Source organism: Streptomyces sp. NPDC006372 (assembly GCF_040612515.1).
Lineage (GTDB): Bacteria > Actinomycetota > Actinomycetes > Streptomycetales > Streptomycetaceae > Streptomyces.
Map to the genome: position 1 here is coordinate 295,269 of NZ_JBEXQJ010000003.1, position 25,358 is coordinate 320,626.

Sequence of the window (25,358 nt, forward strand, 5' to 3'; positions counted from 1 at the left end):
AGGGGCGCGTGACACTCGTGTGAAAGTCGCCGGTACGGAAGGTGTGCCGGGGCGCCGGCAGGGGAGGGTGAGGGGCGTGACAGAGACGCAGACGGTTTCCCCGCCGACGAAACGGCCCGTCCGCCAGCTCCTCGCCGCCTCTGTGGGCAACGCCGTGGAGTGGTACGACTGGTACGCCTACACGTTCCTGGCGACCTTCATCGCCGACCAGGTCTTCCCCAAGAGCGCGGACAACTCGCTGGTGCCGCTGCTGTCGACCTTCGCGGTGTTCGCGGTGGGCTTCTTCATGCGCCCGGTCGGCGGGCTGGTGATGGGCGCGGTCGCGGACCGGCACGGGCGACGGGCCGCGCTGACGGTCACCATCCTGCTGATGGGCGGCAGCAGCCTGCTGGTGGGGCTGACCCCGACGTACGCGGCGGTGGGCGTGCTGGCGCCCGTGGTCCTGGTCTTCGCCCGGCTGCTCCAGGGCCTGTCCGTGGGCGGCGAGTTCGCGGCCTCGACGACCTTCCTGGTCGAGTCGGCGGCACCCGGCCGGCGTGGGCTGTTCTCCAGCTTCCAGTACGTGTCGACGACCATCGGGCAGCTCGTCGCCTCCGGCATCGCCACGCTGCTGGTGGACACGCTGAGCGCCGGGCAGATGGACAGCTGGGGCTGGCGGGTCCCGTTCGTGTTCGGGGCCGTGCTGAGCCTGGTCGGCTTCTGGATCCGGCAGGGCGCGCAGGAGACCCGCAGCGCAGAACAGCAGCAGGCCCCGCGCCCGGGCCTGTTCGAGGCGCTGCGCCGGCACCCGCGCGAGTCGCTCCTCATCTGCGGCATCACGGCGGGCGGCACCATCGCCTACTACACATGGACGTCGTACCTGCCGACGTACGCCGAGCTCAACGCCGGCATCGAGAAGTCGGACGCGCTGCTCGCGGGCACCATCTCACTGGCCTTCTTCGCCCTGCTGCAACCGCTCGGCGGCCTGCTCTCGGACCGCTTCGGCCGTCGCCCCCTGCTGCTCTTCTTCGGTCTGGGCTTCGCGCTGCTCTCGGTGCCGCTGCTGCATGCCCTGCGCGACTCGTTCGCGGTGCTGCTGCTGGTGCAGTGCGGGGGCATGGTGCTGCTCACCGGGTTCACCTCGATCAGCGCGGCCGTGAACGCGGAGGTGTTCCCGCCCCGGGTGCGCGCGGCCGGCATCGGCTTCCCGTACTCGCTGACGGTGGCGCTGTTCGGCGGGACGGCCCCGTACGTCGGCACACTGTTCAAGGAGCTGGGGCACTCGGGGCTGTTCCCGTGGTACGTCGCGGTGCTCTGCCTGTTGTCGTCGCTGGTGTATCTGCGGCTGCCGGAGACGGCTCACGCGCCGCTGCGGCGGTGAGCGGGCGCCCCGTCGGGGCCCGGCTCACCGTCCCCCTCGACCGTGCCGCTCGGCTCGTGCGGTCCCGATCCGTCCTGGAACCCGGCCGGTGATCCGGGTGCCCCGGGCTCTCCCGGCGCCGGGCTCTCCTTGACGGCGGCCCGCTCGGGGTCGGTGATGGCCTCGGTGGGCCTGCCCACCTCCGACAACGTCTCCTGGGCGCGGTCGTCCACGAGCCGGGTCACCAGGTACTGGGCGGCGCCGAAGGCCGCGGCCCAGCCGAGGACCTGCGCCCTGCTGTCGAGATCGCTCAGCCCGGGGACGAAGGCGCCCCTGATCAGCAGCAGCCCGAGGAAGGCCGTCAGCGCGCCCGTGGGGAACTTCAGCACCGCGGACGCGAGGGGCAGCATGTAGGGGGCGTCGGTGCCCCGGATGCGGCGCAGTGAGGCGATGACGGTGAGCGCGGCGCCGGCGAGTCCGGCGATCTCGACGGTGAGGACGTCCGTCGGCTTGGCCAGGCGGCTGGCGTCGGTGCCCGCCGGCACGTTGTGATATTCCGCGGTGGGGCAGACGACGGTGATCCGGTCCGCGGCCTCGGGACCGTTCTGGGGGGTGAAGCACAGGCTGAGCGAGCCGGGCGAGTACCAGCCGTAGAGGGCGAGGCCCGCGACACCGAGCAGCACGACGAACGTCGCGGTCCACAGGATGTTGCGCAGGCTGCGCACCCGGGCCAGTTCGTCGTCCAGGGCGTTGTACGCGGCGTCGAGCGCCCGGGTCATGAGGTCCCGGTCGCCGGGCGTCATGCCGCCGGAGATGATGGGCCGGATCCGCTGGGCGAGTCTGACCCGCCGGGGGTCGTCGATGTCCAGATGCCGCTTGACGAGCGCCATGACCTCGCTGGCGCGGCCCGCGGCCTCCTCGTCGGACACCAGCTGAAGCAGCAGTACCTCCGCACTGCGGAGGTTGGACGAGACGCCCTCGCGGGCAGCGGAACCCGACCACGGACGGCGCCAGCCGAATTTCTCCTCGGCAGCGATGCGCGCCCTTTCGAGATGCCCCCGCATTCCCTCGACGAGCGTCGCGCGTTCTTCCGGGCAGGGCCTGAGACTTTGGTGTTCCAGCTGCGCCTCGAGATACGCGATCCGCGTTTTCGCTCGTGCACGCCACGCAGACCGGGGCGGCCCGTTACGCAGGCCTGTGATCCGGCTGTGCGTACGGGCCGACCGGCTTTCTGTTCTGGTCATTCGTAAACTGCGGGCACATGCAGCTTTTTCCAGGACGTCGGGCCCGGAATGCCGTCAGCGTCGGCACCACGGTATCCGAGCTTGTACTGCCACTCGGCGTACGACTTCTGGTCGGCCGGGCTCCACCTCTGATCGGGGTCGCCGGGGTACATCGAGCAGTTCTCCTCGATGAGACGGTAGCCCATGGCTTCGATCAGCGGGCTGATCATCGACGGTCGGAAGAAGTCTGCTCCTGGAAAGGGGCGTACTCACCCTCCTCTTCCGGGGGCGGGGCCACGCGTATGCGGTCACCGGGGTGAATGAGATCGGGATTCGTGATCTGCGGGTTCCACTCCAGAATCTGATCCAGTGTCCGGTGGAACATGCGCGCGATCTTGGTGAGGTTGTCACCGCGTTTCACTACGTAGAACTGCGTTGTTGTCTTTTCCATGCATCCAGGCTAAAACAATCCCCCGCGACAACAAAGTCCAGAATTCCGTTTCAGTTTCACTTTTTGATGCGGAAACGGCTTGGAAGCCCTTCCGCCTGACAGAAGCCGCCTTGCGCGCCGGCCGCCGCCGTCAGGAACCTGAGTGCGACCACGGCCGCGGGGCGACGGCGCCCCGCTCTCAGGGACGGGAACGCCATGCCTCACACCACCGCCTTCGCCAGGAACCAGTGGTACGTCGCCGCCTACAGTCACGAGGTCGGGCGGGAGTTGCTCGGACGGACGATCCTCGGTGAGACGCTCGTGCTCTACCGGACCGAGGAGGAGGGCACTCCGGTCGTCCTGCACGACCGGTGTGTGCACCGCCGGTACCCGCTGTCCGAGGCCCCGACCCGCCTCGACGGAGACAGGATCGTGTGCGGGTACCACGGGTTCACGTACGACACGACCGGTACGTGCGTGTACGTGCCGGGGCAGAAACGGGTGCCGCGCACGGCCCGGGTCGCCTCCTACCCCGTCGTGGAGCAGGACTCGTTGGTCTGGGTGTGGATCGGCGATCCGGCGCTGGCCGATCCGCAGGGCATCCCGCGGGCCAGGCACCTCGACTCCCCCGGCTGGGTCACGGTGCGCGGCATGGAGCCGATCGACTGCGACTACGGCCTGCTCGTCGACAACCTCCTGGACCTGTCCCACGAGACGTATCTGCACGGCGGGTACATCGGCACTCCCGAGGTCGCCGAGACACCGATCACGACCGAGGTCGACGAAGGCGCCGGGATCGTCCGGGTGAGCCGGCACATGGACGACGCCGAGTGCCCGCCGTTCTACGCCAGGTCGACCGGTATCCAGGGGCGGATCACGCGCTGGCAGGACATCGAGTACCACGCCCCCTGCCTGTACCTGCTGCACAGCCGTATCGCCCCGGTCGGCGTGCTGCCCGAGGCGGACGGCAGCGACCCGAACGGCTTCCACACCGAGATCACGTACGCGATCACGCCCTCCGGCGACGGCGAGGTGTACGACTTCTGGGCGGTCTCGCGGGACTGGGCGACGGACGACGCCGAGGTCACCGAGTTCCTGCGGGGCAACAATCACACGGTCGTGATGCAGGACGTGACCGCCCTCAACCTGCTCCAGAAGACGCTCGGCACCGAACGCACCGGCTACCAGGAGCTGAGCATCAACATCGACACCGGCGGTCTGGCCGCCCGCCGTATCCTCGCCCGGCTGGTGGAGCAGGGCGCCAAGCCGGTGGAGAAGGTCCAGTGACGAGGCTCCCCTCGGCGGCAGGGCCGCGCGAGATCTACCGCATCGACTGGCTGCCCGGCACCGACCTCCTGCACGGCACCTGCCACTGCGGCCGTGAGCACACCGCGCAGGACCCGGTCGAGATGTGGGAGTGGATGCTCGCCCATCCGCGGGGGCACTCGGTCGACGAGTCGCGAGGGAACGGTTCATGAGCGCGTACGAAGAGGAACTCGTCGTCGAGCGGCGGGAGTTCGCAGCCGACGGAGTGCTGGCCCTCACGCTGCGCCACCCGCTGGGTGAGGAGCTCCCGGTCTGGGAGCCGGGTGCCCACATCGACGTCGTGCTCGGCCCCGGGCTGGAGCGGCAGTACTCGCTGTGCGGTGACCCGGCGGACCGGTCCGCCTGGCGGATCGCGGTGCTGCGCGAGCCGGACGGGCGGGGCGGCTCGGCCCATGTCCACGAGCAGGTGGGGCCGGGCGACAAGGTCCGGGTGCGCGGGCCCCGGAACAACTTCGGCCTGGAACCCGCCCCCCGCTACCGCTTCGTCGCGGGCGGCATCGGCATCACCCCGATCCTGCCGATGCTGGCGGCGGCCGACGCGGCGGGTGCCGAATGGACGCTGCTGTACGGCGGGCGAACGCGCCGGTCGATGGCCTTCGAGGAGGAACTCGGCCGGTACGGGGACCGGGTGACGATCGCGCCCGAGGACGAGACGGGGCTGCTGGACCTCCCTTCCGTACTGGACGACGTCCCCGACGGCACGCTCGTCTACTGCTGCGGCCCCGGGCCGCTGCTGGACGCGGTCGAGGAGCGGTGCCCGTCCGGGGTGCTGCGGGTCGAGCGTTTCAAGCCCAGGGAACAGGAGGCCGGTGACGCCACGGAGTTCGAGGTGGAACTGGCGAGGAGCGGCAGGACGGTGACCGTCCCGCCGGACGTGTCCGTGCTCGACGCCGTGCGCGCCACGGGGGTCGAGGTGCTCTACTCCTGCACCGAGGGCACCTGCGGAACCTGTGAGACGGACGTGCTGGACGGTGAACCGGACCACCGTGACTCGGTGCTCACCGACGAGGAACGCGCGGCGGGCGAGACCATGCTGATCTGTGTCTCCCGCTGCCGCGGGAAGCGGCTGGTGCTGGACCTGTGACGGTGGGTCAGGGTGCCGCCCACAGACCCCGGACATGCCCGAGGTGCCGGGTCATCACGTCCCGTACGGCCGCCTCGTCGCGGGCGAGCAACGCGTCCAGGATCTCCAGGTGTTCCTCCGCCGACGCCTCCAGCCGTCCCTGTTCCACCAGCGCCGTCAGCCCGTACAGCCGGGAGCGGCGCCGGAGATCGCGGACGACGTCGACGAGATGGTCGTTGCCGGCGAGGGCCAGCAGACCCAGGTGGAAGCGCAGGTCGGCTTCGACGTAGGCGATGAGGTCACCGGCCGCGGCGGAGGTGACGATCTCCTGGGCGACCGGGCGGAGCGCCTCCAGCGCCACCGGGTCGGCCGTGCGGGCGAGGGCCGCCGTCGTGGGGATCTCTATCAGCGCCCGGATGTGGGTGTACTCGTCGAGTTGCCGCTCGGAGACGGCGGTGACCCGGAAGCCCTTGTTGGGCACGGTGTCGACCAGGCCCTCCTTGGCGAGGTCGAGCATGGCCTCGCGCACCGGGGTGGCGGAGACACCGAAGCGGGCGGCGAGGCCGGGGGCCGAATAGACCTCGCCCGGGCGCAGTTCACCGGCGATCAGCGCGACCCGCAGCGCGTCGGCGACCCGCTCCCGGTGGCTGGGTTTCCTGCTTCCCAGCACCGGCAGGGCGGGGGTGTGCTGCGGGGCCATGGCGGTCGGGGATCCTCTCGTGTTCTGCTCGTGTGCGGCCTGCTCGTGTGCGGCTTACAGGACGAACCCAGCCGGGAACGGGTCCTCGGGGTCCAGCAGGTACTGGGCGGTGCCGGTGATCCAGGCTCGTCCGGTGAAGCTGGGCAGCACGGCCGGGCGGCCGGCCACCTCGGTGGTGCCGAGCAGTCTGCCGGTGAAGCGGGTGCCGATGAAGGACTCGTTCACGAACTCGGTGTGCAGCGGGAGCTCGCCGCGCGCGTGCAACTGTGCCATGCGGGCACTGGTGCCCGTGCCGCAGGGCGAGCGGTCGAACCAGCCGGGGTGGATGGCCATGGCGTGGCGGGAGTGGCGGGCGGTGGAGCCGGGAGCGGCCAGGTAGACGTGGTGCAGGCCGTGGATGGACGGGTCCTCCGGGTGGACGGGCTGCTCCTCGGCGTTGACGGCGGCCATGAGGGACAGGCCGGCCTGGAGGATGTCGTCCTTGCGGGACCGGTCGAAGGGCAGGCCGAACTCCTCAAGCGGCGCGATGGCGTAGAAGTTGCCGCCGAAGGCGAGGTCGTACGTCACCGTCCGCCCGTCGGCGAGGGTCGCCTTGCGGTCGAGGCCGACGGCGAAGGAAGGCACGTTCCGGAGGGTCACCGCCTTCGCCGCGCCGCCCTCGACCGCCACCTCGGCGACGACCGGACCCGCCGGGGTGTCGAGACGGATGGTGGTGACCGGCTCGACGACCTCGACCATGCCGGTCTCGACGAGCACGGTCGCGACGCCGATCGTGCCGTGCCCGCACATCGGCAGACAGCCGGAGACCTCGATGTAGACGACGCCCCAGTCGCAGTCGGGCCGGGTCGGCGGCTGCAGGATCGCGCCGCTCATGGCGGAGTGCCCGCGCGGCTCGTTCATCAGCAACTGCTTGATGTCGTCGCGGTGGTCACGGAAGTACAGCCGCCGCTCGTTCATGGTGGACCCGGGGATGGTGCCGATGCCGCCGGTGATCACCCGGGTCGGCATGCCCTCGGTGTGCGAGTCGACGGCGTGCAGGACGAGTCCGCTGCGCATGGTCCCTACCCCAATCCGGCCGCTACGGCCTTCTCCGTGGCGGCCCGCACCGCCGCTTCCTGCTCGGGCAGCAGCGGCACCCGCGGTGGGCGGCACGGGCCGCCGTGTCGGCCGACGATGTCCATCGACAGCTTGATGGCCTGGACGAACTCCACCCGTGAGTCCCACCGCAGCAGCGGATGCAACTGCCGGTACAGGGACCGTGCGGTGTCGAGGTCGCCGTCGACGGCCGCGTGGTACAGCTCGACCGACGCCTGCGGCAGGGCGTTCGGGTAGCCCGCCACCCAGCCCTTGGCACCCGCGACGGCCAGCTCCAGCAGGACGTCGTCCGCGCCGATCAGCAGGTCCAGTTCCGGCGCGAGTTCGGCGATCCGGTAGGCCCGGCGGACGTCCCCGGAGAACTCCTTCACGCCCTGGATGTGCCCCTCGCCGTGCAGCCGGGCGAGCAGTTCCGGCACGAGGTCGACCTTGGTGTCGATCGGGTTGTTGTACGCGACGACCGGCAGGCCGGCCTCGGCGACCGCGGCGTAGTGGGCGACGACGGACCGCTCGTCGGCGCGGTAGGCGTTCGGCGGCAGCAGCATCACCGCCCGGCAGCCCGCCTCGCCCGCCTGCTCGGCCCAGCGCCGGGACTCGGCCGACCCGTACGCGGCGACGCCGGGCATGACCCGCTGCCCGCCGATCGCGGCGACGGCCGTTTCGACGACCCGGGCGCGTTCCTCGGGGGTGAGCACCTGGTACTCGCCGAGGGAGCCGTTCGGCACGACGCCGTCGCAGCCGTTCTCGACCAGCCAGGCGCAGTGCTCGGCGTACTTGTCGTAGTTCACGGCGAGGTCGTCGTCCAGCGGGAGCGCGGTGGCGACGAGGACGCCGCGCCAGGGGCGGTGATCGGTCATGACAGTCCCTCCTGGGGGTGTTGCCGGGCGAGGACGCCGAGCGGTACGGGACGGGCGAACGGCCTTCTGGTCGGGGTGGGCGGGCATCCGGCGAGGCCCGCGACCGCGACGGCGCACATCCGGCCCTGGCACCAGCCCATCCCGGCACGGGTCAGCAGTTTCACGGTGCGCGCGTCGCCCGCTCCGAGGTCCAGGGCGTCGCGCACGGCACGGGCGGTGACCTCCTCGCAACGGCAGACGACGGTGTCGTCGGTGACCTGCTCGGGCCAGTGCGCGGGCGGCGCGTAGGCGGATTCGAGGGCGGCGGCCGTCTTCCGGAGTCCGGTACGGGCCTCGAGGGCGGCGGGGGCCGGGGTGGGCTCGGTGCCGCGGAGGCGGGCGGCGGCGGAGCAGCCGGCGATGTGTCCCTCGGCGAGGGCGAGGGCGGCGCCGCCGATGCCGGTGGCCTCGCCGGCCGCCCAGACGCCGGGTACGTCGGTGCGCTGCTCGGTGTCGACGGCGACCGTGAGCCCGTCGAGGCGGCAGCCGAGGCCCTCCGCCAGGTCGGTGTGCGGGAGCATGCCGTGGCCGATGGCCAGGGTGTCGCAGGGCAGGTGCCGCTCGCTTCCGGACCGGACGCGTCCGGCGGCGTCGAGGGCGGCGACCGTGACGCCGGTCAGCCGGTCGTCGCCGTGGGCGCGGACGACGGTGTGACGGGCCAGGAACGGCACCCGCCGGCGCAGCAGCCGGGCGGCGTAGGCGGCGCCCTCCGGGAGTTTGCCGGCCAGGGCCGCGCCGTGGCGGGCGAGGCGCCCCGGGCCGGTGGACTCGACGAGTGCGGCGACCTCGACGCCGGCTGCCGCGAGTCCGGTCGCCACGGGCAGCAGCAAGGGCCCGGTCCCGGCCACGACCGCCCGGCGCCCCGGCACCACGAGCCCGCCCTTGAGCATGGCCTGGGCACCCCCGGCGGTGACGACGCCGGGGAGGGTCCAGCCGGGGAAGGGCAGGACGTGCTCGTAGCCGCCGGTGGCCAGGAGCACGGCATCGGCGTGCACCTCGGCCGGCTCCTCCTGCTCGGGGCCGAGCAGCGCGTGCACGGTGAAACCGCCGGTCCGCCGTTCCACGCACCACACGTGGTGATCCGTCAGCACGCGTACGGCACGGGCGGCGAGTCCGTCGCGCAGCCGTTCCCAGGTGCGCCACCGGTGGTGCAGCGCCTCGGGCCGCCCGGCCCCGAGTCCGGCGGCGGGCTGCCGGTAGAACTGTCCGCCGGTCTCCGTCGCGCCGTCCACGAGGGCGACCCCGACGCCGCGTGCGGACGCCGCCAGGGACGCGGCCAGTCCGGCGGGTCCGGCCCCGATCACGGCGAGGTCAGTGCGCACTGCCCGTCCCCTCCTGCGTGCGGATCACGTCCCCCGGCCGTGCCGGCACCAGACAAGCCCGCCGGCCGGTGCGGTCGTTGACGGTCACCAGGCAGTCGAAGCAGACGCCGATCCCGCAGAACACCCCGCGCGGACGGCCCTCGCCGCGGGTGGTGCGCCAGGACGTGACGCCCGCGGCCCACAGCACGGCGGCGATCGTCTGCCCGGGCAGGGCCTCGACCGGTCGCCCGTCGAAGGTGACGGTGAAGGCGGGGCCGGGCCTGGCGCGGGCGAGCTCCAGCGGATTCACTCGGCCTCCTCGGGGAAGCGGTCGGGCCGGAACGGTGTGAGGTCCAGGTCGGGCGTCCGGCCGGTCAGCGCCTGGGCGATCAGGTGCCCGGTGCCGGTGGCCAGCCCGATGCCCGCGCCCTCGTGCCCGCAGGCGTGCAGCAGGCCGGGCGCCCGGGGGTCGGGGCCGATCGCCGGCAGGTGGTCCGGCAGGTACGGCCGGAAACCGGCGTACGTCCGTATGGCCCGGATCCCGGCGAGGAACGGGAAAAGCCGTGTCGCACCGGCCGCGAGGGCCCGCAGGGCCGGGAGCGACACCGTCCGGTCGAACCCGACCCGTTCGCGGCTGGCGCCGATCAGGACCGGCCCGGCGGGTGTGCCCTCCACGACCGGAGAGGTCTGCAGGCCCGCCGAGTCGCTGGCGACGTCGGCCACGTAGTCCGCGGCGTACACCTTGTGCCGGACGCGCGGCGGCAGCGGCTCGGTGACCAGGACGAAGCCGCGCCGGGGCAGCACCGGCAGCGACACCCCGGCGCGGGCCGCCACCTCGCCGCCCCATGTACCGGCCGCGTTGACGACCGCCGGCGCGTGGATGTCACCGCGGCCGGTGCGCACCCCGCGCACCACGCCGCCGGGGCCGGTCAGCACCCCGGTCACCTCCCGGCCGGTGAGCAGCCGTGCCCCCGAGGCGCGCAGCAGGTGCGCCGCCGCGAGGGCGGGCATCACCTGGGCGTCCTGCGGGTAGTGCATGCCGCCCGCGAGGCCGGGCGTCAGGTACGGCTCGAGATCGGGGAGCCGGTCGGGCGGCACCGGGGCCGCCTCGACCCCCGCCGCGCGCTGCCCGGCGGCGAGTTCCTCCAGCCCGGCCAGTGCCGCGTCGGTGCCGGCGATGACGACACCGCCCTTGGCCTCGTACTCGACCGCCTTCGCCAGCCCGTCCCGGGCCAGTTCGGCCCACAGCCGGGCGGAGAGCAGGGCCAGTTCGAGCTCGGGTCCGGGTTCCTTGTCGGAGACGAGGAGGTTCCCCTCCCCCGCGCCTGTGGTGCCGCCGGCCACCGGACCCCGGTCCACCACGACGGTGTCCAGGCCCGCGCGGGCCGCGTACAGGGCGCAGGCGGCGCCCACCACTCCGGCTCCGATCACCACGACATCGCAGGTCAGCGACTCGCTCACAGCGGTACTATGTCACACACCACACCGGATGGGAATGGTGCGGACAAGGGGCGGACACGGTCCGGACATACGTACGGAGCGGTCAGCCGACCGCCGGGACGACCCTCAGATGTGAGGCGGTACGACGCGAGCGGCGGTCCCGGGAGGGGGCGCGGCGGGACTCGCGCAGGACGAACGTGAGCCGGGTGCATCCCAGTTCGTCGAGTGTCCTGGACGTCTCGGCGACGATCCGGCAGTCGGTGGCTCCCCAGCGCGGGTCCGGGTGCAGCAGCGGCCGTACGGCGCCGTCCTGCTCCACGGCGGCCTCGCCGACCGAGCGGATCCAGTGCGGCAGGCCGTGCCGGTAGGCGGCCTCCATGATCGGGTCCTGGGCGATCTCGCGGCGGATCGCCTGGAGTCCGTGGTCGGGGCCGTGGCTCTCCACGGTCCGCGCGAAGTGCGCGAGCATCGGCAGGCACCAGCTCGACTCGTGCTCGCCGAGCACCGCGGGTGCGTCGGGGTGGAACAGCACGAACCTGAGGAAGTTGTCGCCCGGCATGGCCGTCGGATGCGGGCCGACGCCACCGAAGAGGGACCGGAAGGCGCTGTTGGTCAGCACCACGTCCCAGCAGTGGTCGACGACGAGCGAAGGGGAGGCCACGGCCTCCATGAACGCGGCGTAGTCCTCCAGGTAGGCCTGGACTTCGGGAGTCTCGGGGACGGGCCGCGGTGCCGGCCGCTGCCCTCCTGCCTGAAATGCCATCGGGAGGTCACCCCTCTTGCCTGTGCGGCCTTGACGCGGCGCCCCGATCCTGCTGCCCGGAGCTGAGGCGTGTCAACTATCGTGGCATTCCGTGCCTGTTGACGGCTGAAATTGGCCACAGTTGTGGCGAGACCTGGATGTGAGTTCGAAGCACCGGCTACGCTCCGGGAAGTTCACGCCGGGGTAGGTCACGGCATCCACTTGTGAGAAGCCTGTGAGAGACGTAGGAGATCTGTCGGTGACGGGTGGCTTCGTCGAGAATCCTGGCGCCACGCCGACGGCTGTGCTAGTGGCCGTCGTCGCCCGTGTCACCGCACTCACCGACCGGCTCGGTGTGCCGCACGCCGAGGTCTTCGACACCGGGCGTCTGTCCGCCGCGTCCGGCGTCCCGGAACCCGTGGTCAAGGTCCTGCTCAGCGGTCGGCCCGCGGGCGAACCCGACGTGCAGGCCCGGTTCCTGCAGCGCCTGGACCTGCTCCGCAGGACCCGGCTCAAGCCCAACGGCCGCAAGTACACCCAGCAGGAGATCGCCGACGGCGCGGGCATGTCCCGGCAGCAGGCCGGCGCCCTCATCAACGGTGACCGGCGGCCGACCATGGAACACTGCGACGCGCTCCAGCGGTTCTTCCGGGTACACGCCGGTTTTCTCACGGCCGAGGACCCCGAGGCACTCGTGAGCGCCCTCCAGCACATCGAGCAGGAGCTGTTGCAGCAGCTCGCGGAGCGCGAGCGGCAGGCTGCCGCGGCGGCCGACGATCCGCTGGAGCGGCTGCTGCAGGACCACGGCGTGCGCGGCATCGCCTGGCGGGCCGCGCAGCTGCCCACCGACCAGCACCGCGACAAGGTCGCGGAGTGGCTGGACATGCTCCTGGAGAGCGTCAAGCGGCCCGATTCGTGACCGTGGGGAGAACTGTGGGCATCGGTAAGGAAATGCGCCGCCTGTGCGGCGAGCTGGTCGCGGAGCTGACCCTTCCCGCGCCGGCGCGGCCCGAGGAGCTGTACGCCGCGCTGTGCGACGCCATGAGCAGACGCCGTGGCCGCCCCGTCCGCTTCCGTACGGCCGCCTTCCCGCCCGGGACCGCGAGCGGGCTGTGGCTCGACATGGCCGAGCAGGACCTCGTGGTGATCGAGGAACGCACGGCTCCCGATCACCAGTTGGTGATCCTGGGTCACGAGCTGTGGCACATGAAGGCCGGGCACTGCTCCCACCACGTCGAGGGTGCCGCCGTCGCGGCCCGGCTGCTCGACGAGGACGCCGATCTCCAGGCCACCGTCCTGAAGGTCGCCGCCCGCACCCGCTTCGACCAGGACGACGAGAAGGAGGCCGAGACCTTCGGCCTGCTGCTCGCCAGCAAGTGCCGAGCGTGGCTGGCGGGTTCGGCGTCGCGGGGCCCGGTGCAGCGGGACCATCTGGCGGGGCGGATCGAGGCGTCGCTGGGGTATCCGGGGCCTCAGGGCTGAGGGCGCTCGCAGGGCTGACGTGCCGTCGCCTGTGCGCCGAGCGGGCGAACCGCAGGGCGCCGGGGCCGGATTGTCAGTGGTGGGCGGCAAGCTGGGGGTGCGCCTTCTCTGTGCGGGGGCGTGCGCGCCGCGAGGCGCGGGACCGATGACGCCGACACGGGGAGAGCCGACCGATGCCCACCGCCGTACTGACCGACCGTGAACGCACCGCCGTCCAGGCCTATCTGCGCCTGCTGCACACGGTCCGGGCCTCCTTCGACCTGGAGACCGGCCCGTCCGGCTCCAGGCGGCCGCCGGTCGTCCCGCCCGCCGTCCTCGCCGAGGCGGAAGCGGCCCTGGAGCAGGCGGGCCTGACCGGCAACGAGGAGGCGTTCTTCCGGCTGTTGCAGAGCTGGTGTCCTGAGCCGGGGCCCTGAGCCGGTACGGAGCGAACTCGGGTGCTGCGGGTGGTTGTCCGTCCGCGGCTCGTCCGTGGCCGTTCGCGCAGTTCCCCGCGCCCCTCGGGGGCGCGGCGGAGCGCGCTCAGTCGTGCGGTACGGCGACCGCTGTCGAGACCAGGCCCCGCTCCACGGTCCAGCGGCCGTCGAAGTGGTCGAGGCGGCGGCCGCCGACCAGCGGCCCGGGGACGAGGAGCGCAGCGCGGAAGCCGCCGTCCTCGGTGAGCTCGATGTCGGCTTCCATGAAGTCCAGCCACTTCCCGGTGAGGGGGAACCACGCCTTGTAGACGGACTCCTTCGCGCTGAACAGCAACCGGTCCCAGTGGACGTCGGGGCGCCGGGCCTCGAGCCGGCGCAGGCGCTCCGCCTCCGACGGCAGGGAGACCGAGGGCAGGACGCCCTCGGGCAGCGGACCGTGGGTCTCGGCGTCGATGCCCACGGAGGCCAGGTCGGCGGCACGGACCAGCGCGGCGGCGCAGTAGCCGTCGCAGTGGGTCATGCTGCCGGCCAGCCCGGGCGGCCAGCCCGGGGCGCCGCGCTCCCCGGGCAGGATCGGCTGCGGCGGCACGCCGAGCTTCTCCATGGCACGGCGGGCGCAGGAGCGGACGACGGCGAACTCCCGGCGGCGCTTCTCGACCGCCCGCGCCACGAGCGCCGCCTCCTCGGGGAAGAGGGGTGCGTCCGCGCCGTCGTGGTCGAACGCCTCGACGGTGACCACGGTCTGCGGCAGCAGTTCCTCGATCACTGCTCCTCGTCCTCCCTCGGCAGGATGCGCCGCAGCCGTCCCGGATCCCCGGACCTCTTGCGCCACTCGCGGGGGTAGCCCACCGACACCTCCTCGAAGCGCACGCCCTCGTGCCAGGTGGTGCGGGGGATGTGCAGATGGCCGTAGACCATGGTGTGGACCCGGAACCTGCGGTGCCAGTCGGCGGTCAGGTCCGTGCCGCACCACATGGCGAACTCGGGGTGCCACAGGACGTCCATGGGATGCCGGTCCAGCGGGTAGTGGTTGACCGGGATCACGGGCAGGTCCGCGGGCAGTTCGGCGAGTCTGCGCTCGGTCTCGGCGACCCGGGCCCGGCACCAGGCCTCCCTGCTCGGATACGGGTCGGGGTGCAGCAGGTACTCGTCGGTGCAGACGATGCCCGTGCCGTGGGCGTACTCCAGGCCCTGCTCCTTGGTGGCGCACCCGGCCGGCAGGAACGAGTAGTCGTAGAGCGTGAACAGCGGGGCGACGGCCACGGGGCCGCCGGGGCCGTCCCAGACGGGGTAGGGGTCCTCCGGTGTCGCCACGCCGAGTTCCCGGCACAGCTCGACCAGGTGGTCGTACCGGGCGACGCCGCGCAGCGTGACGGAGTCGCTCGGATGGGTCCACAGCTCGTGGTTGCCGGGTACCCAGACGACCTTGCGGAAGCGGCCCGCGAGGGTCTTGAGCGTCCAGCGGATGTCGGCCACGGTCTCCGCGACGTCACCGGCCACGAGGAGCCAGTCGTCGTCCGTCGCGGGCCGCATCCGCTCGACGAGCTCGCGGTTCTCCGGGTAGCCGATGTGCAGATCGCTGATGGCCAGCAGTTGTCCGGCACCACCGGCCGTCGACGTCACCTCTCGCCCCCTCCGCGCGCGCTTACGCGAACGCCCCCACGAGATCACATCCCGGGGCCGGGAACAAGGCGACCCCACGGGGGCAGCCCCCGAAATCCGTAACACCCACGATGCACGAGACGGGCCTGTGAGGCCGTATGATCTGCCCCACCACCACCGCAACGAACTTCCCTTTTACAGGGGCGGTTTGGTGACCCTCCATTCCTCCTGCCCGGGCACGGGCTGCTCAGCCCTGCCCGCGAACCGTGAAAGGCGGCCTGCATGGTCTCTCGCGTACGCGTCTGGCTCAACCGCACGTACGCGGAGAACGTGTTCTTCATGGATCAGCTGCGGAGAAATCCCAGCGACCGGGCCGTCGAGATCCACGCCACCCACGGCGACCCCGACTCCCCCGTACTGGCCTCCGCCGACACCGCCGAGCTGGAGCCCGAGGGCCTGTCCCCGGCCGGGTACGTCGAGTACGCGCTGGACCAGTGCGCGCGGCGCGGAGTCGACGTGTTCGTGCCCCGGCTGCACCAGTCGGCGATCGTGGCCCACCGCGCCGAGTTCGAGGCGGCCGGTACGGCGCTGCTGGCACCGCCGCCCGAGGCGGTGGCCGTCTTCCACGACAAGGTGATCGCCTACGAGGCGGTGCAGGCGATCGGCGTGCCGGTGCCACCGTGGTACCGGGTGCGATCGAGTGACGAACTTCTCGCCGCTGTCGAGAAGCTGGAGGCCGACGGGCACAGGGCGTGCTTCAAGCCGGCGTCCGGTGCGGGCGGGGTGGGCTTCCGCGTGATCACGCGTACGCCGTTCTCGCTGACGCAGCTGAGCGGGTTCCCCAGCCCGTACGTACCGCTCGACCTGGTACTGGAGGCGCTGCGGCAGGCCGAGGAACCGGTCGACTGGCTGGTGATGCCGCGCCTGGAGCAGCCCGAGGTGTCGGTGGACTGCCTGACCGGTCCGGACGGCCGGATCCGGCTGGCCGTGGGTCGTACCAAGAACGGCCGCCGCCGGGGCTTCACGCTGCACGAGCAGTGGCTGGAGCCGGCCCGGCGGATCGCGGAGGACTTCGGTCTGCACTACCTGTCCAACATCCAGTTCCGGATGTTCGGCGACCGGCCGGTCCTCATGGACGTCAACACCCGCCCGGCCGGCGGCCTGCACCAGCTGGCGCTGTGCGGCGTCAACGCGCCCTGGGCCGCAGTGCAGCTGGCGCTCGGCGAGGATCCGGGCGACATGACGCCGCCGTTCCTCGGCCAGGACTACACGGTGGTGTCCGGGCCGCGTCCGCTGCGGCCGGTGTCACTGCCGCAGCAGCGCCCGGAGCCGGCGGAGCCGCTGCCGGCGATGCCGGTCGACTCCGTCGGGGCCGCCGTGCGGGGCGCGGTCGAGGCCGTGCGGCTCTAGCACCGTGTCCGTGGCGTCGCTTCGCTAGGCGGCGTACCCCCACGCCCGGGCCAGTTCCCTGAGGCGTGGGGGCAGTTCGACGTCCGGGGCGGCGGTGCGGGCCGGCTGGATGCGGCCGGACTTGATGGTGCTGGACCAGTCGCCGAGCTGGGGGCGGAACGTGCCGTGGTCCTTGCTGCCGTAGTCGAGCATCCCGGGCTCCCAGGGGAGGCCGAGGTACTCGCAGACGTCCCGGGTGGCCCGCTCCGGCTCGGCGGTGAGCTCCTCGTACGTCATCACGTGGGGGTCGAGGTGCCGGCGGGCCTCCTCCAGCTTCTCGCTGTAGTCGAGGACCTCGGCACGCACCGCCTCCTGATCCGGATCGGTGCGGCGGGCGGTGAGGGACGCGACGACCGCGCCGGGGTGGCGGAGCAGCAGGATGTAGCGGGCGTTCGGCCAACATCGGCGCAGCCGGGGCCAGATGAGGGTGTTCGGCGGGGTCTTGTCGACGATGACGTCCTTGCCGCTGCGGGTGAGTTCCAGGTGCAGCACCCGGTCCCACAGCACGTGTTCCAGCTCGTCCTTGTCGAGATGGAGGGCCCGCATGGCCTCCGCGGTGAAGTCGCGGGACAGGTTGACGTGCACGGTGCGCAGGTGCATCTCGTGCGGGGCGCGGATGCGGCTGTGGCTGTTGAGCAGGACGCGCAGCAGGGTCGAGCCGGAGCGCACCGACGACAGGACGAAGACCGGCGAGTCCACCAGCCGGGGGGCGAGCGGGGCGGTGTAGGTGTCGGCGGCCGGGCGGGGGGCCGGAATGGCGTCGAGGTCCCGGCGCGGTGGACTGACCGCCTGCATCACCAGCCTTCCGCGACGCTTCAGTCCCTTGCCGATCGCAGCCATACGCGGGTCTCGCACGGTGACACCTTTCGTTCGCGTTGTGCGTTCCGCATCCCAGGGGGGCCGGGCGAACCGAAGGTGTCGGGAAGGCGAACCGGCCTGCTCACGGGCGTCCACATACCGCCTGTGAGCAGGCCGCTTACCGCTTTCTTAAACTTTCGTCAGAACCGTCCGGCTCCGCGGTACAGCTCCAGCTCCCCTTCCAGTTCGACGGCCAGGACCGTGGCGTGCGGGTCGAGGTCCGGCGCCGCCGGAGGGTCGATCCAGAGGATGCCGGGTGTCTCGTGGAGGCCGCCGGTGACGCGGTGGCCCAGCTCCGTGCCGCTGCCGAGGACCGAGACCCGGCGGACCTTGCTCAGCAGGCCGCGGACGTTGATCTCGGCGCGCGGGGCGTCGAAGAGCACGAGGTAGAGGGTGCGGCGGTCCTTGGACAGGGTGCTCGGGCCGTAGTGGTGGCCCGGCGGGAGTCCCCGTACCGTGCCGTACACCGCCTCCGCGTGCCGGGCGATCCAGTCGCCGAGCCCGTGCAGCCGCTCCGCCTGTTCGGCCGGGATCGTGCCGTCCTCGCGCGGGCCGACGCTCAGGAGCAGGTTGCCTCCCCCGCCGATGGTCTCGGTGAAGTAGCGGATCAGCTGGTCGACCGACTTGTGGTTGTGGTCGTGGTGCTGGTGGCCCCAGGAGTCGTTGATGGTCAGGCACAGCTCCCACGGGCCCTCGGGCGGCAGGACGGGGGCGCCCTGTTCGGGTGTGGCGTAGTCGCCCTCGCTGAGCATGCGGGCGTTGAAGACGACGTCGGGGACCTCGGAGCGGATCAGCGCGGCCAGCTCGCGGATGCGCCACTGCTCCTCGCTGCGGTCCCACTCGCCGTCGAACCACATCAGATCCGGCTTGTAACGGGAGGTGAGTTCGCGGATCTGGCCGTCGCGATAGGCGAGGAACCTCTCCCAGGCATCGAGGTCCTCGTCCTCGGCCGCGACCTCCGAGTAGCGGTTGTCCTCCAGCTCCGGGGGGCGGCCGGGTTTGCGGGTGGAGGCGTAGTCGGGGTGGCTCCAGTCCGAGTGCGAGTAGTAGAGGCCGACCTTGAGGCCCTGTTCGCGCAGGGCCTCGGCGTAGCCGGCGATCAGGTCCCGGCCCACGTTCAGGTCGCCGTGGGCGGTGTCCCACAGGGCGACGCCGTCGTGGTGGCGGCTGGTCAGTACAGCGTACCGGGCGCCGGCCCGCGCGAAGAGCTTCGCCCAGTCGCGCGGGTCGTAGCGGGATGCCGTGAAGCGGTCGAGCTGGGACATGTACCGGTCGTAGGGGACGATGTCGTCGTAGAACGACCAGGACTCCTGCACGCCGTCGACGGCGTAGACGCCCCAGTGGATGAAGATCCCCAGCTTGGCGTCCTCGAACCACGGTTGCATGGCCATGGGTCAGCCCCTGCGCAGACGCAGCGTCAGGATCTGGAAGGGCCGCAGGGTGACGGGGACACCGCCGTCGGCGACGACCGCGTCCTCGAGCGGTCGTTCCAGCAGGTCGGTGATCTGCGCGCCCGCGAGCGGGAAGCCGGTGCGCAGGACGCCGGTCGCCCGGCCGCCGCGGGACTCGTAGAGTCGTACGACCACGTCGCCGGAGGTGTCGTCGGCGAGCTTGACCGCCTCCACGGTCACGCCCTCTCCCTCGACGGAGACGACGGGCGCGGGCGCGCCCGCCGCTTCGGCCGTCCGGAGCGGGAGGTTGAGCGCGTAGCCCTCGGCGACCGCGTCCTCGATGGTCGCGCCGGGCAGCAGCGCGTAGGTGAAGCGGTGGCGGCCCTGGTCGGCCTCGGGGTCCGGGATGCGCGGGGCGCGGACCAGGCTGAGGCGGACGGTGGTCGTGGTGCCGCCGTCCTCGCGGACCGTGCGGGAGACGTCGTGGCCGTACGTGGAGTCGTTGATGACGGCGACGCCGTAGCCGGGCTCGCCGATGTGCACCCAGCGGTGGCCGGAGACCTCGAAGCGGGCCGCCTCCCAGCTGGTGTTGGTGTGGGTGGGGCGCTGGATGTGGCCGAACTGGATCTCGGCGGAGGAGTGCGGGGCGCGGATGTCGACCGGGAAGGCCGCCTTGAGGATCTTCTCGCTCTCGTGCCAGTCGATGTCCGTCTCGATGTCGATCCGGGGGCTGCCGGCGCGGACCGTGATCGTCTGGGTGATCCTGGAGCCCTTGCCGAACTCCCGCTCGACGCGGACCGCGCCGATCAGCGGGTCCTGCTCGACGACCGTGACGGACGAGGTGTCGAGGAGGTCCGTGTAGCGGTTCTTGTAATGCTTGTCGATGTCCCAGGCGTCCCAGTAGTTGGGCAGGTCGGTGTGCAGGCGGAGCAGGTTGCCCGGCTCGGCCAGGACCTCGCGGTCGGCGCGCAGGTCGCGGACGGAGGACAGGGTGCCGTCCGCGGCGACATCGACACGGACCAGCCCGTTGTCGAGGACCCGGCCGTCCACCGTCACCGGCTGCGGGGGCCGGGCGTCGGCGAGGGGCGCGGAGCCGCTCGCGGGCACCTCTACGAACACCGGTGCGCCGTCGCCGGTGCGGACCACTTCGGCACGGCCGTAAGGGCTGGTGTTGAAGACGCGGGGCCCGCCGGCGCCGAGTGCGGAGACCGCCTCGGCGGTCAGCGCGTGGAGCTCCTGCGCGACACGGGCGTACTCGGCCTCGGCCTCGCGGTGCACCCAGGCGATGGAGGAGCCGGGCAGGATGTCGTGGAACTGGTGCAGCAGCACCGTCTTCCAGAGCCGGTCGAGCTTCTCGTACGGGTACGCGTAGCCCGGCGCGTGCAGGGCGGCCGTGGTCGCCCACAGCTCCGCCTCGCGCAGCAGGTGCTCGGAGCGGCGGTTGCCCTGCTTGGTGCGGGCCTGGGAGGTGTAGGTGGCCCGGTGCAGCTCCAGGTAGAGCTCGCCGACCCAGACGGGCGCGTCCGGGTACTCCTCGCGGGCCTTGGCGAAGAACTCGTCGGGGTGTTCGACGACGACCTTCGCGGAGCCCTCCAGGTCGGCCAGCCGGCGGGCGCGTTCCATGATCTCGCGGGTGGGGCCGCCGCCGCCGTCGCCCCAGCCGAAGGGCGCGAGGGAGCGGGTGGCGCCGCCCTTCTCCTGGTAGTTGCGGACCGCGCGGGACATCTCCTCGCCGCTGAAGCGGGCGTTGTAGGTGTCGACCGGCGGGAAGTGGGTGAAGATGCGGGTGCCGTCGATGCCCTCCCACCAGAAGGTGTGGTGGGGGAACCTGTTGGTCTGGTTCCAGGAGATCTTCTGGGTGAGGAACCACTCGTTGCCGGCGAGCTTGGCGATCTGCGGGTAGGCCGCGTTGTAGCCGAAGGAGTCCGGCAGCCACACTCCCTTGGTCTCGATGCCGAAGTGGTCGATGAAGAACCGCTTGCCGTGGACGAACTGGCGGGCGACGGCCTCGCCGCCGGGCAGGTTGCCGTCGGACTCGACCCACATGCCGCCGACCGGCGCCCACTGGCCCTTCTTGACCGACTCCTGGATGCGCGCCCACACCTTGGGGTAGTTGTCGCGCACCCACTCGTACTGCTGGGCCTGGGAGCAGGCGAAGATGAAGTCGTCGTACTCGTCGGCCAGGGACGTGACGTTGGAGAACGTGCGGGAGGTCTTGCGCTTGGTCTCACGGATCGGCCAGAGCCAGGCGGAGTCGATGTGGGCGTGCCCCACACCGGAGACGGTGTGCGCGCTGGCGTGCGCGGGGCGGGACAGGACGGGCTCGAGCGCCTCGCGCACGGCGGGGGCGGAGCCGGAGACGTCGTCCAGGTCGAGCAGGTCCATCGCCCGGTCGAGGGCGTGCGCGATCTCGTGCCGGCGCGGGTCGTGCTCGCCGAGCTCCAGCATCAGTTCGCGCAGCACCTGGACGTCGAGGTCGAGGTGCCAGACCTGCTCGTCGAGGACGGCGATGTCGGCGGCGCGGAAGGTGTAGAGGGGCTTGTCGCCCGCGGTGAGCTTGTCGCCGAGGTGCGTGGTCCTCGAGAAGTTGTCCGCGAGGATGTCGGGGTTGGAGGCGGCCTCGACCAGGTAGTCGACCGTCTCCCCGCCCGCCGCCGGGTTGGCGATCGCCACGTACTGGTTGAGCGGGTTGACGGCCTTCAGCGGGGTGCCGTCCGTGAGGTGCACCAGCGCCTCGGCCTGGTTGCCCGGCCAGTCGCCGACGAAGCCGAGGTCGATGATGGCCTCGACGCGCCGGCCGGCCCAGTCCTCGGGCACCCGGCCGCGCATGCGGAACCAGGTGGTGCCCCAGGGCGGGCCCCACGGGGTGCCCATCGCGAAGGGCTCGTAGGGAGCCGCCGCCGCCTCCTCGAAGGGCACCGGCTCTCCGGGAGCCTGCCACGCCTCGACCTCGAAGGGGACGGTGGCCGCGTAGATCGCGGTCTTGATGCGCTGGTCGTGGAGGCGCTGTACGCGCTCTTCGATCCGGCGGCGTTCGTCGTGCATGAAGAGTCTCCAGGAAGCGGGAAGAGCGAGAGGGAAAGCGCTTACCGATCGGCGTTCACCTAAGGTACGCCAGCCCGGGGTGGACCTCGGTGTAGCCCTCGACCAGCCGGTGGGCCACGTTGACGGAGTCGACCAGCGGGTGCAGCGCGAAGGCCTTCACGGCGGTCGTGCGGGAGCCGGACTCGGCCGCGGCCAGCACCTCGCGCTCGACGGCCTTGACCGCGCAGACCAGTCCGGTGGCGTGGCCGGGCAGCGGGTCGACGGTGACGGGGTGGGCGCCGTTGGCGTCGACGAGGCAGGGGACCTCGATCACGGCGTCCGTGTCGAGGACCGACAGGGTGCGCTGGTTGCGGACGTTGAGGATCAGGGTGGTGCGTTCGTCCCGGGCGATGGCCCGCATCAGCGCGAGGGCGACCTTCTCGTAGCCGCCGGACAGGTCGTCCTCGTCGCGCTCGCCGGCACCGGCGGTCTCACGGTTCTCGGCCATGTAGGTGGCCTCGCGCTCGGCCCGGGTGTCGTCCCAGACCTTCAGGGCCGGGGCGCCCGGGTTGCTCATCTCGGCGTAGAAGCGGGCCTGCTGGTCGTGCAGGAAGGCACCGCGGGTCTTCTCGGCCTGCTGGTAGGCGCGGACGGCTTCCCGGTTGAAGTAGTAGTAGTGCAGGTACTCGTTGGGGATCGCGCCCAGGGAGCGCAGCCAGTCGACGCCGAAGAGCTTGCCCTCCTCGAAGGAGCCGAGCAGGTCGGGGTCGGCGAGCAGGCGCGGGAGCTCGTCACGGCCGGCGACGCGCAGGCCGCGCACCCAGCCGAGGTGGTTGAGGCCGACGTAGTCGATCCACGCCTCTTTCGGGTTCGCGCCGAGCACCCGGGCGATGCGGCGGCCGAGGCCGACCGGGGAGTCGCAGATGCCGATGACACGGTCGCCGAGGTGGCGGGACATGGCCTCGGTGACCAGGCCGGCCGGGTTGGTGAAGTTGATGACCCAGGCGTCGGGCGCGAGCCGGGCCACGCGCCGGGCGATGTCGACGGCGACCGGGACGGTGCGCAGGCCGTAGGCGATGCCGCCGGCGCCGACCGTCTCCTGGCCCAGCACGCCCTCGGCCAGGGCCACCCGCTCGTCGTCCGCACGGCCCTGGAGGCCGCCGACGCGGATCGCGGAGAAGACGAAGTCGGCGCCCCGCAGGGCCTCGTCGAGGTCGGTGGTGGCGGTGACCTCGGGCGCGTCGGGGACACCGGCCGCCTGCTCGGCGAGCACACGCGTCACCGCGGACAGCCTCCCGGCGTCCAGATCGTGCAGGACGACATGCGTCACCCGGCCCTCGGCGTGGTCCTGGAGGAGTGCTCCGTACACCAGCGGCACGCGGAAACCTCCGCCGCCCAGAATCGTCAGCTTCACCGGGTTCCTCCGATTCGGAAGGGTGCGCGCGGCGCGCGGCGGGAAGCGGGCACGCGCCACCTCCTTGAACGTGCTCCAGGACCCGGGGCCGGTTCCGGCCCGGGTGGTGTCGAGGGTGTGGGACGCTGCTGGGCGCCGAGCGGCGGGGCGGCCCGCGCCGGCGCTCCCCGCGCCCCGGCCGGAGGAGGGTTCATGTCCGCACCCTTCCCGCCACGACGAGCTCGACGCCCGCTTCCGTGAAGGAGGCCCGCGTCGCCGGGTCGACCGGCTCGTTCGTCACCACCGCGTCCAGGTCCTCGGGACCGCAGACCTTGGCCATGCCGTGGCCGGGGAACTTCGCCGCGTCGGCGAGCAGGACCACCTTCTCGCTCGCGTTGATCATGGCGCGTTTGACCGGAACCTCCACGACGGTGGTGTCCATGACCTGGCCGCCGGGGCGTACCCCGCTGGTGCCGAGGAAGAGCCAGTCGGCATGCAGCTGGCGCAGGTTGTCCTCGGTGAGGAAACCGACGAGGGAGCGGTACTCGCGGCGGACCATGCCGCCGAGCAGGACCAGCTCGATGCCCTCGTCGTCGGCGAGCTCCTCGTAGACCACCAGGTTGCTGGTGATCACCGTGAGGCGGCGGCCGTGCAGCTGACGGGCCAGGCGGTAGGCCGTCGTCCCGATGTCCAGCAGCACCGACTGGCCGTCCCTGATCATCTCGGCGGCACGTTCGGCTATGGCGTCCTTCTCGGACACCCGCACCTCGGCGACCTCGGCGAAGGGCTGGTCGCCCTCCTCCACCACGGCGCCGCCGTGGACACGCGTCAGAAGGCCGTCCTCCTCGAGTTTCACCAGGTCACGCCTGATGGTGGCCGGGCTCACGCCCAGCTGCTCGGAGAGGTCGGTCACAGCCGCGGGGCCGCCGGAGCGCAGGGCCCGCAGGATCAGTTGGTGTCGTCGTTCTGCCAGCACGGCGGGAACACTACTCGTCATCTTCAATCATTTCCATGCTCAGTTCTGCTCGGGTATTGACCAATCTCTCGGAGCAGCGCACGATTCCGGTCACAGAAATGAAGAGTTTTGACGATCTCCGTCAAACTCGAGCGAGAGGACACCTCCGTGGACGACGACCGGCCCGATGTGCTGCTGACCGGGCTGCTCTTCTACGACCTCGTCCTCACCGGGCTCGGGAAGCCGCCGACACCCGGCGAGGAGATCTGGACCCGGGGCATGGGCTGCGGCCCCGGCGGCATCGCGAACCTCGCGGTGGCCGCTTCCCGCTTCGGCCTCAGGACCTCACTGGCCACGGTATTCGGCGACGACTTCTACGGCGAGCACTGCCGGGACGTCCTGTGCGACCAGGAGGGCGTCGACCTCTCGCTCTCCCGTACGGCGGACGACTGGCCGACCCCGGTCACCGTCTCCGTCGCCTACGGCCACGACCGGGCCCTGCTCACCCACGGCCAGGAGCCGCCGTTCTCGCAGGACGTGCTGATGGGCGACCCGCCCGGGGCGCGTACCGCTTTGGTGCACCTGGAGGCGGAACCGCGCGAATGGCTCGCCAAGGCCGCCGCGAACGGCACCCAGGTCTACGCCGACGTCGGCTGGGACCCCACGCAGGAGTGGTCGAAGGCCCTCCTGGAGCAGCTCGCCCTCTGCCACGCCTTCCTCCCCAACGAGGCGGAGGCCATGGCCTACACCCGCACGGACAGCGCCGTGGCCGCGCTCGGGATCCTCTCCGAGCTGGTGCCGGTCGCGGTGGTGACGCGGGGCGGGGACGGCGCCCTCGCCGTCGACCAGATCACCGGCGAGTACGCGGACGTTCCCGCCCTCGATGTCGACGTGCTCGACGCGACGGGTGCCGGGGACGTCTTCGGCGCCGCGTTCGTCACCGCCTCGCTCGGCGGCTGGCCGCTCGCGGAACGGCTGCGGTTCGCGGTGCTCGCGGCCGGACTGTCCGTCGCCCACCACGGCGGGGCCCTCGCGGCCCCCGGCTGGTACGGCGTCGACCGCTGGTGGCGCACCCTGACCGACCCCGAACTGAAGCGGGCCTACGGCTTCCTGGCCCACCGGCTCCCGGAGGACCCCGGGCCGGCCCTCGCCCACGCCCCCGTCACCCCGCCGGCCCCTCACACGTCCGTCGGCCCACGCGCCTCCGAACGGCGGCACTGACCCTCGAAACCC

At 71.9% G+C, this 25,358-nt stretch carries 26 protein-coding genes; 9 read left to right on the top strand and 17 right to left on the bottom strand.

The features are described 5' to 3' along the window. The first annotated feature begins 76 nt into the window (after positions 1-76). The gene (locus ABZ016_RS08445) at positions 77-1,360 is read left to right on the top strand and encodes an MFS transporter (protein WP_356915762.1); all 1,284 of its coding nucleotides are present in this window, start codon (positions 77-79) and stop codon (positions 1,358-1,360) included. Here ABZ016_RS08445 and ABZ016_RS08450 read toward each other — a convergent pair. The 3 genes from ABZ016_RS08450 to ABZ016_RS08460 form a co-directional block, all read right to left on the bottom strand. Beyond that, on the bottom strand, positions 1,339-2,403 hold the full coding sequence (locus ABZ016_RS08450) for a hypothetical protein (protein WP_356915763.1): 1,065 nt from the start codon (positions 2,401-2,403) through the stop codon (positions 1,339-1,341). The two genes, ABZ016_RS08445 and ABZ016_RS08450, sit on opposite strands and share 22 nt — an antisense overlap. A 176-nt stretch (positions 2,404-2,579) precedes the next feature. After that, positions 2,580-2,792, bottom strand: a complete 213-nt coding sequence (locus ABZ016_RS08455; RefSeq protein ID WP_356915764.1) for a peptidoglycan-binding protein — start codon at positions 2,790-2,792, stop codon at positions 2,580-2,582. After that, on the bottom strand, positions 2,789-3,013 hold the full coding sequence (locus tag ABZ016_RS08460) for a LysM domain-containing protein (RefSeq protein WP_356915765.1): 225 nt from the start codon (positions 3,011-3,013) through the stop codon (positions 2,789-2,791). Before ABZ016_RS08460 ends, ABZ016_RS08455 begins: the two co-directional genes overlap by 4 nt. 195 nt (positions 3,014-3,208) lie before the next feature. Between ABZ016_RS08460 and ABZ016_RS08465 the strand changes: the two genes are divergently transcribed. From ABZ016_RS08465 to ABZ016_RS08475, 3 genes are read left to right on the top strand one after another with little or no spacing between them, the layout of a single operon-like run. Continuing rightward, on the top strand, positions 3,209-4,279 hold the full coding sequence (locus ABZ016_RS08465) for an aromatic ring-hydroxylating dioxygenase subunit alpha (protein WP_356915766.1): 1,071 nt from the start codon (positions 3,209-3,211) through the stop codon (positions 4,277-4,279). After that, complete coding sequence (locus ABZ016_RS08470) at positions 4,276-4,470, top strand: hypothetical protein (RefSeq protein ID WP_356915767.1); 195 nt, start codon at positions 4,276-4,278, stop codon at positions 4,468-4,470. The genes ABZ016_RS08465 and ABZ016_RS08470 overlap by 4 nt, the downstream gene beginning before the upstream one ends. Continuing rightward, positions 4,467-5,402, top strand: coding sequence for a PDR/VanB family oxidoreductase (locus tag ABZ016_RS08475; protein WP_356915768.1), 936 nt, complete (start codon positions 4,467-4,469; stop codon positions 5,400-5,402). The genes ABZ016_RS08470 and ABZ016_RS08475 overlap by 4 nt, the downstream gene beginning before the upstream one ends. Positions 5,403-5,409: 7 nt before the next feature. On the opposite strand, the gene ABZ016_RS08480 is transcribed toward ABZ016_RS08475, so the two are convergent. The 7 genes from ABZ016_RS08480 to ABZ016_RS08510 all read right to left on the bottom strand — a co-directional run bounded on the left by ABZ016_RS08480 (position 5,410) and on the right by ABZ016_RS08510 (position 11,576). Further along, on the bottom strand, positions 5,410-6,081 hold the full coding sequence (locus ABZ016_RS08480; RefSeq protein ID WP_356915769.1) for a GntR family transcriptional regulator: 672 nt from the start codon (positions 6,079-6,081) through the stop codon (positions 5,410-5,412). Positions 6,082-6,135: 54 nt separating this feature from the next. Further along, the gene (locus tag ABZ016_RS08485; protein WP_356915770.1) at positions 6,136-7,137 is read right to left on the bottom strand and encodes a proline racemase family protein; all 1,002 of its coding nucleotides are present in this window, start codon (positions 7,135-7,137) and stop codon (positions 6,136-6,138) included. A 5-nt stretch (positions 7,138-7,142) separates the two neighbouring features. Next, a complete protein-coding gene (locus ABZ016_RS08490) occupies positions 7,143-8,033 on the bottom strand; it encodes a dihydrodipicolinate synthase family protein (RefSeq protein ID WP_356915771.1) in 891 nt (296 codons plus the stop codon). Next, the gene (locus ABZ016_RS08495) at positions 8,030-9,394 is read right to left on the bottom strand and encodes an FAD-dependent oxidoreductase (RefSeq protein ID WP_356915772.1); all 1,365 of its coding nucleotides are present in this window, start codon (positions 9,392-9,394) and stop codon (positions 8,030-8,032) included. The genes ABZ016_RS08490 and ABZ016_RS08495 overlap by 4 nt, the downstream gene beginning before the upstream one ends. Continuing rightward, complete coding sequence (locus ABZ016_RS08500) at positions 9,384-9,683, bottom strand: (2Fe-2S)-binding protein (protein ID WP_356915773.1); 300 nt, start codon at positions 9,681-9,683, stop codon at positions 9,384-9,386. The genes ABZ016_RS08495 and ABZ016_RS08500 overlap by 11 nt, the downstream gene beginning before the upstream one ends. Further along, the gene (locus tag ABZ016_RS08505) at positions 9,680-10,834 is read right to left on the bottom strand and encodes an FAD-binding oxidoreductase (RefSeq protein WP_356915774.1); all 1,155 of its coding nucleotides are present in this window, start codon (positions 10,832-10,834) and stop codon (positions 9,680-9,682) included. The genes ABZ016_RS08500 and ABZ016_RS08505 overlap by 4 nt, the downstream gene beginning before the upstream one ends. Before the next feature lie 82 nt (positions 10,835-10,916). After that, on the bottom strand, positions 10,917-11,576 hold the full coding sequence (locus ABZ016_RS08510) for a hypothetical protein (protein WP_356915775.1): 660 nt from the start codon (positions 11,574-11,576) through the stop codon (positions 10,917-10,919). A 238-nt stretch (positions 11,577-11,814) separates the two neighbouring features. Here ABZ016_RS08510 and ABZ016_RS08515 point away from each other — a divergent pair, with 238 nt between their 5' ends. The 3 genes from ABZ016_RS08515 (at position 11,815) to ABZ016_RS08525 (ending at position 13,453) form a co-directional block, all read left to right on the top strand. Further along, complete coding sequence (locus tag ABZ016_RS08515) at positions 11,815-12,474, top strand: helix-turn-helix transcriptional regulator (RefSeq protein ID WP_356915942.1); 660 nt, start codon at positions 11,815-11,817, stop codon at positions 12,472-12,474. 32 nt (positions 12,475-12,506) lie between these two features. After that, complete coding sequence (locus ABZ016_RS08520) at positions 12,507-13,037, top strand: toxin-antitoxin system, toxin component (protein ID WP_356915943.1); 531 nt, start codon at positions 12,507-12,509, stop codon at positions 13,035-13,037. Positions 13,038-13,210: 173 nt separating this feature from the next. Beyond that, complete coding sequence (locus tag ABZ016_RS08525) at positions 13,211-13,453, top strand: hypothetical protein (RefSeq protein ID WP_356915776.1); 243 nt, start codon at positions 13,211-13,213, stop codon at positions 13,451-13,453. A gap of 106 nt (positions 13,454-13,559) precedes the next feature. On the opposite strand, the gene ABZ016_RS08530 is transcribed toward ABZ016_RS08525, so the two are convergent. Both ABZ016_RS08530 and ABZ016_RS08535 read right to left on the bottom strand, forming a co-directional pair. Further along, a complete protein-coding gene (locus tag ABZ016_RS08530; RefSeq protein ID WP_356915777.1) occupies positions 13,560-14,219 on the bottom strand; it encodes a 4'-phosphopantetheinyl transferase superfamily protein in 660 nt (219 codons plus the stop codon). Continuing rightward, positions 14,216-15,076, bottom strand: coding sequence for a metallophosphoesterase (locus ABZ016_RS08535; RefSeq protein ID WP_356915778.1), 861 nt, complete (start codon positions 15,074-15,076; stop codon positions 14,216-14,218). The genes ABZ016_RS08530 and ABZ016_RS08535 overlap by 4 nt, the downstream gene beginning before the upstream one ends. A gap of 261 nt (positions 15,077-15,337) precedes the next feature. On the opposite strand from ABZ016_RS08535, the gene ABZ016_RS08540 reads away from it, so the two are divergent. Further along, entirely contained in the window at positions 15,338-16,465 is a 1,128-nt protein-coding gene (locus ABZ016_RS08540; RefSeq protein WP_356915779.1) for an ATP-grasp domain-containing protein, read from the top strand. Positions 16,466-16,489: 24 nt separating this feature from the next. Here the strand turns inward: ABZ016_RS08540 and ABZ016_RS08545 are convergent, their stop codons facing one another. From ABZ016_RS08545 to ABZ016_RS08565, 5 genes are all read right to left on the bottom strand, one after another. Then, positions 16,490-17,359 carry a sulfotransferase gene (locus ABZ016_RS08545; RefSeq protein ID WP_356915780.1) on the bottom strand — a complete coding sequence of 290 codons (870 nt, stop codon included), beginning with the start codon at positions 17,357-17,359 and terminating at the stop codon, positions 16,490-16,492. Between the two features lie 143 nt (positions 17,360-17,502). Then, entirely contained in the window at positions 17,503-18,753 is a 1,251-nt protein-coding gene (locus ABZ016_RS08550) for an alpha-L-fucosidase (protein WP_356915781.1), read from the bottom strand. 3 nt (positions 18,754-18,756) lie between these two features. Then, positions 18,757-21,798: a glycoside hydrolase family 38 C-terminal domain-containing protein gene (locus ABZ016_RS08555; protein ID WP_356915782.1), complete on the bottom strand. Its 3,042-nt coding sequence runs from the start codon at positions 21,796-21,798 to the stop codon at positions 18,757-18,759. Between the two features lie 55 nt (positions 21,799-21,853). Next, a complete protein-coding gene (locus tag ABZ016_RS08560) occupies positions 21,854-23,191 on the bottom strand; it encodes a 6-phospho-beta-glucosidase (protein WP_356915783.1) in 1,338 nt (445 codons plus the stop codon). A 190-nt stretch (positions 23,192-23,381) separates the two neighbouring features. Beyond that, positions 23,382-24,146 carry a DeoR/GlpR family DNA-binding transcription regulator gene (locus ABZ016_RS08565; protein WP_356915944.1) on the bottom strand — a complete coding sequence of 255 codons (765 nt, stop codon included), beginning with the start codon at positions 24,144-24,146 and terminating at the stop codon, positions 23,382-23,384. 147 nt (positions 24,147-24,293) lie between these two features. On the opposite strand from ABZ016_RS08565, the gene ABZ016_RS08570 reads away from it, so the two are divergent. Continuing rightward, positions 24,294-25,346 carry a carbohydrate kinase family protein gene (locus ABZ016_RS08570; protein ID WP_356915784.1) on the top strand — a complete coding sequence of 351 codons (1,053 nt, stop codon included), beginning with the start codon at positions 24,294-24,296 and terminating at the stop codon, positions 25,344-25,346. The last annotated feature ends 12 nt before the right edge of the window (positions 25,347-25,358 follow it).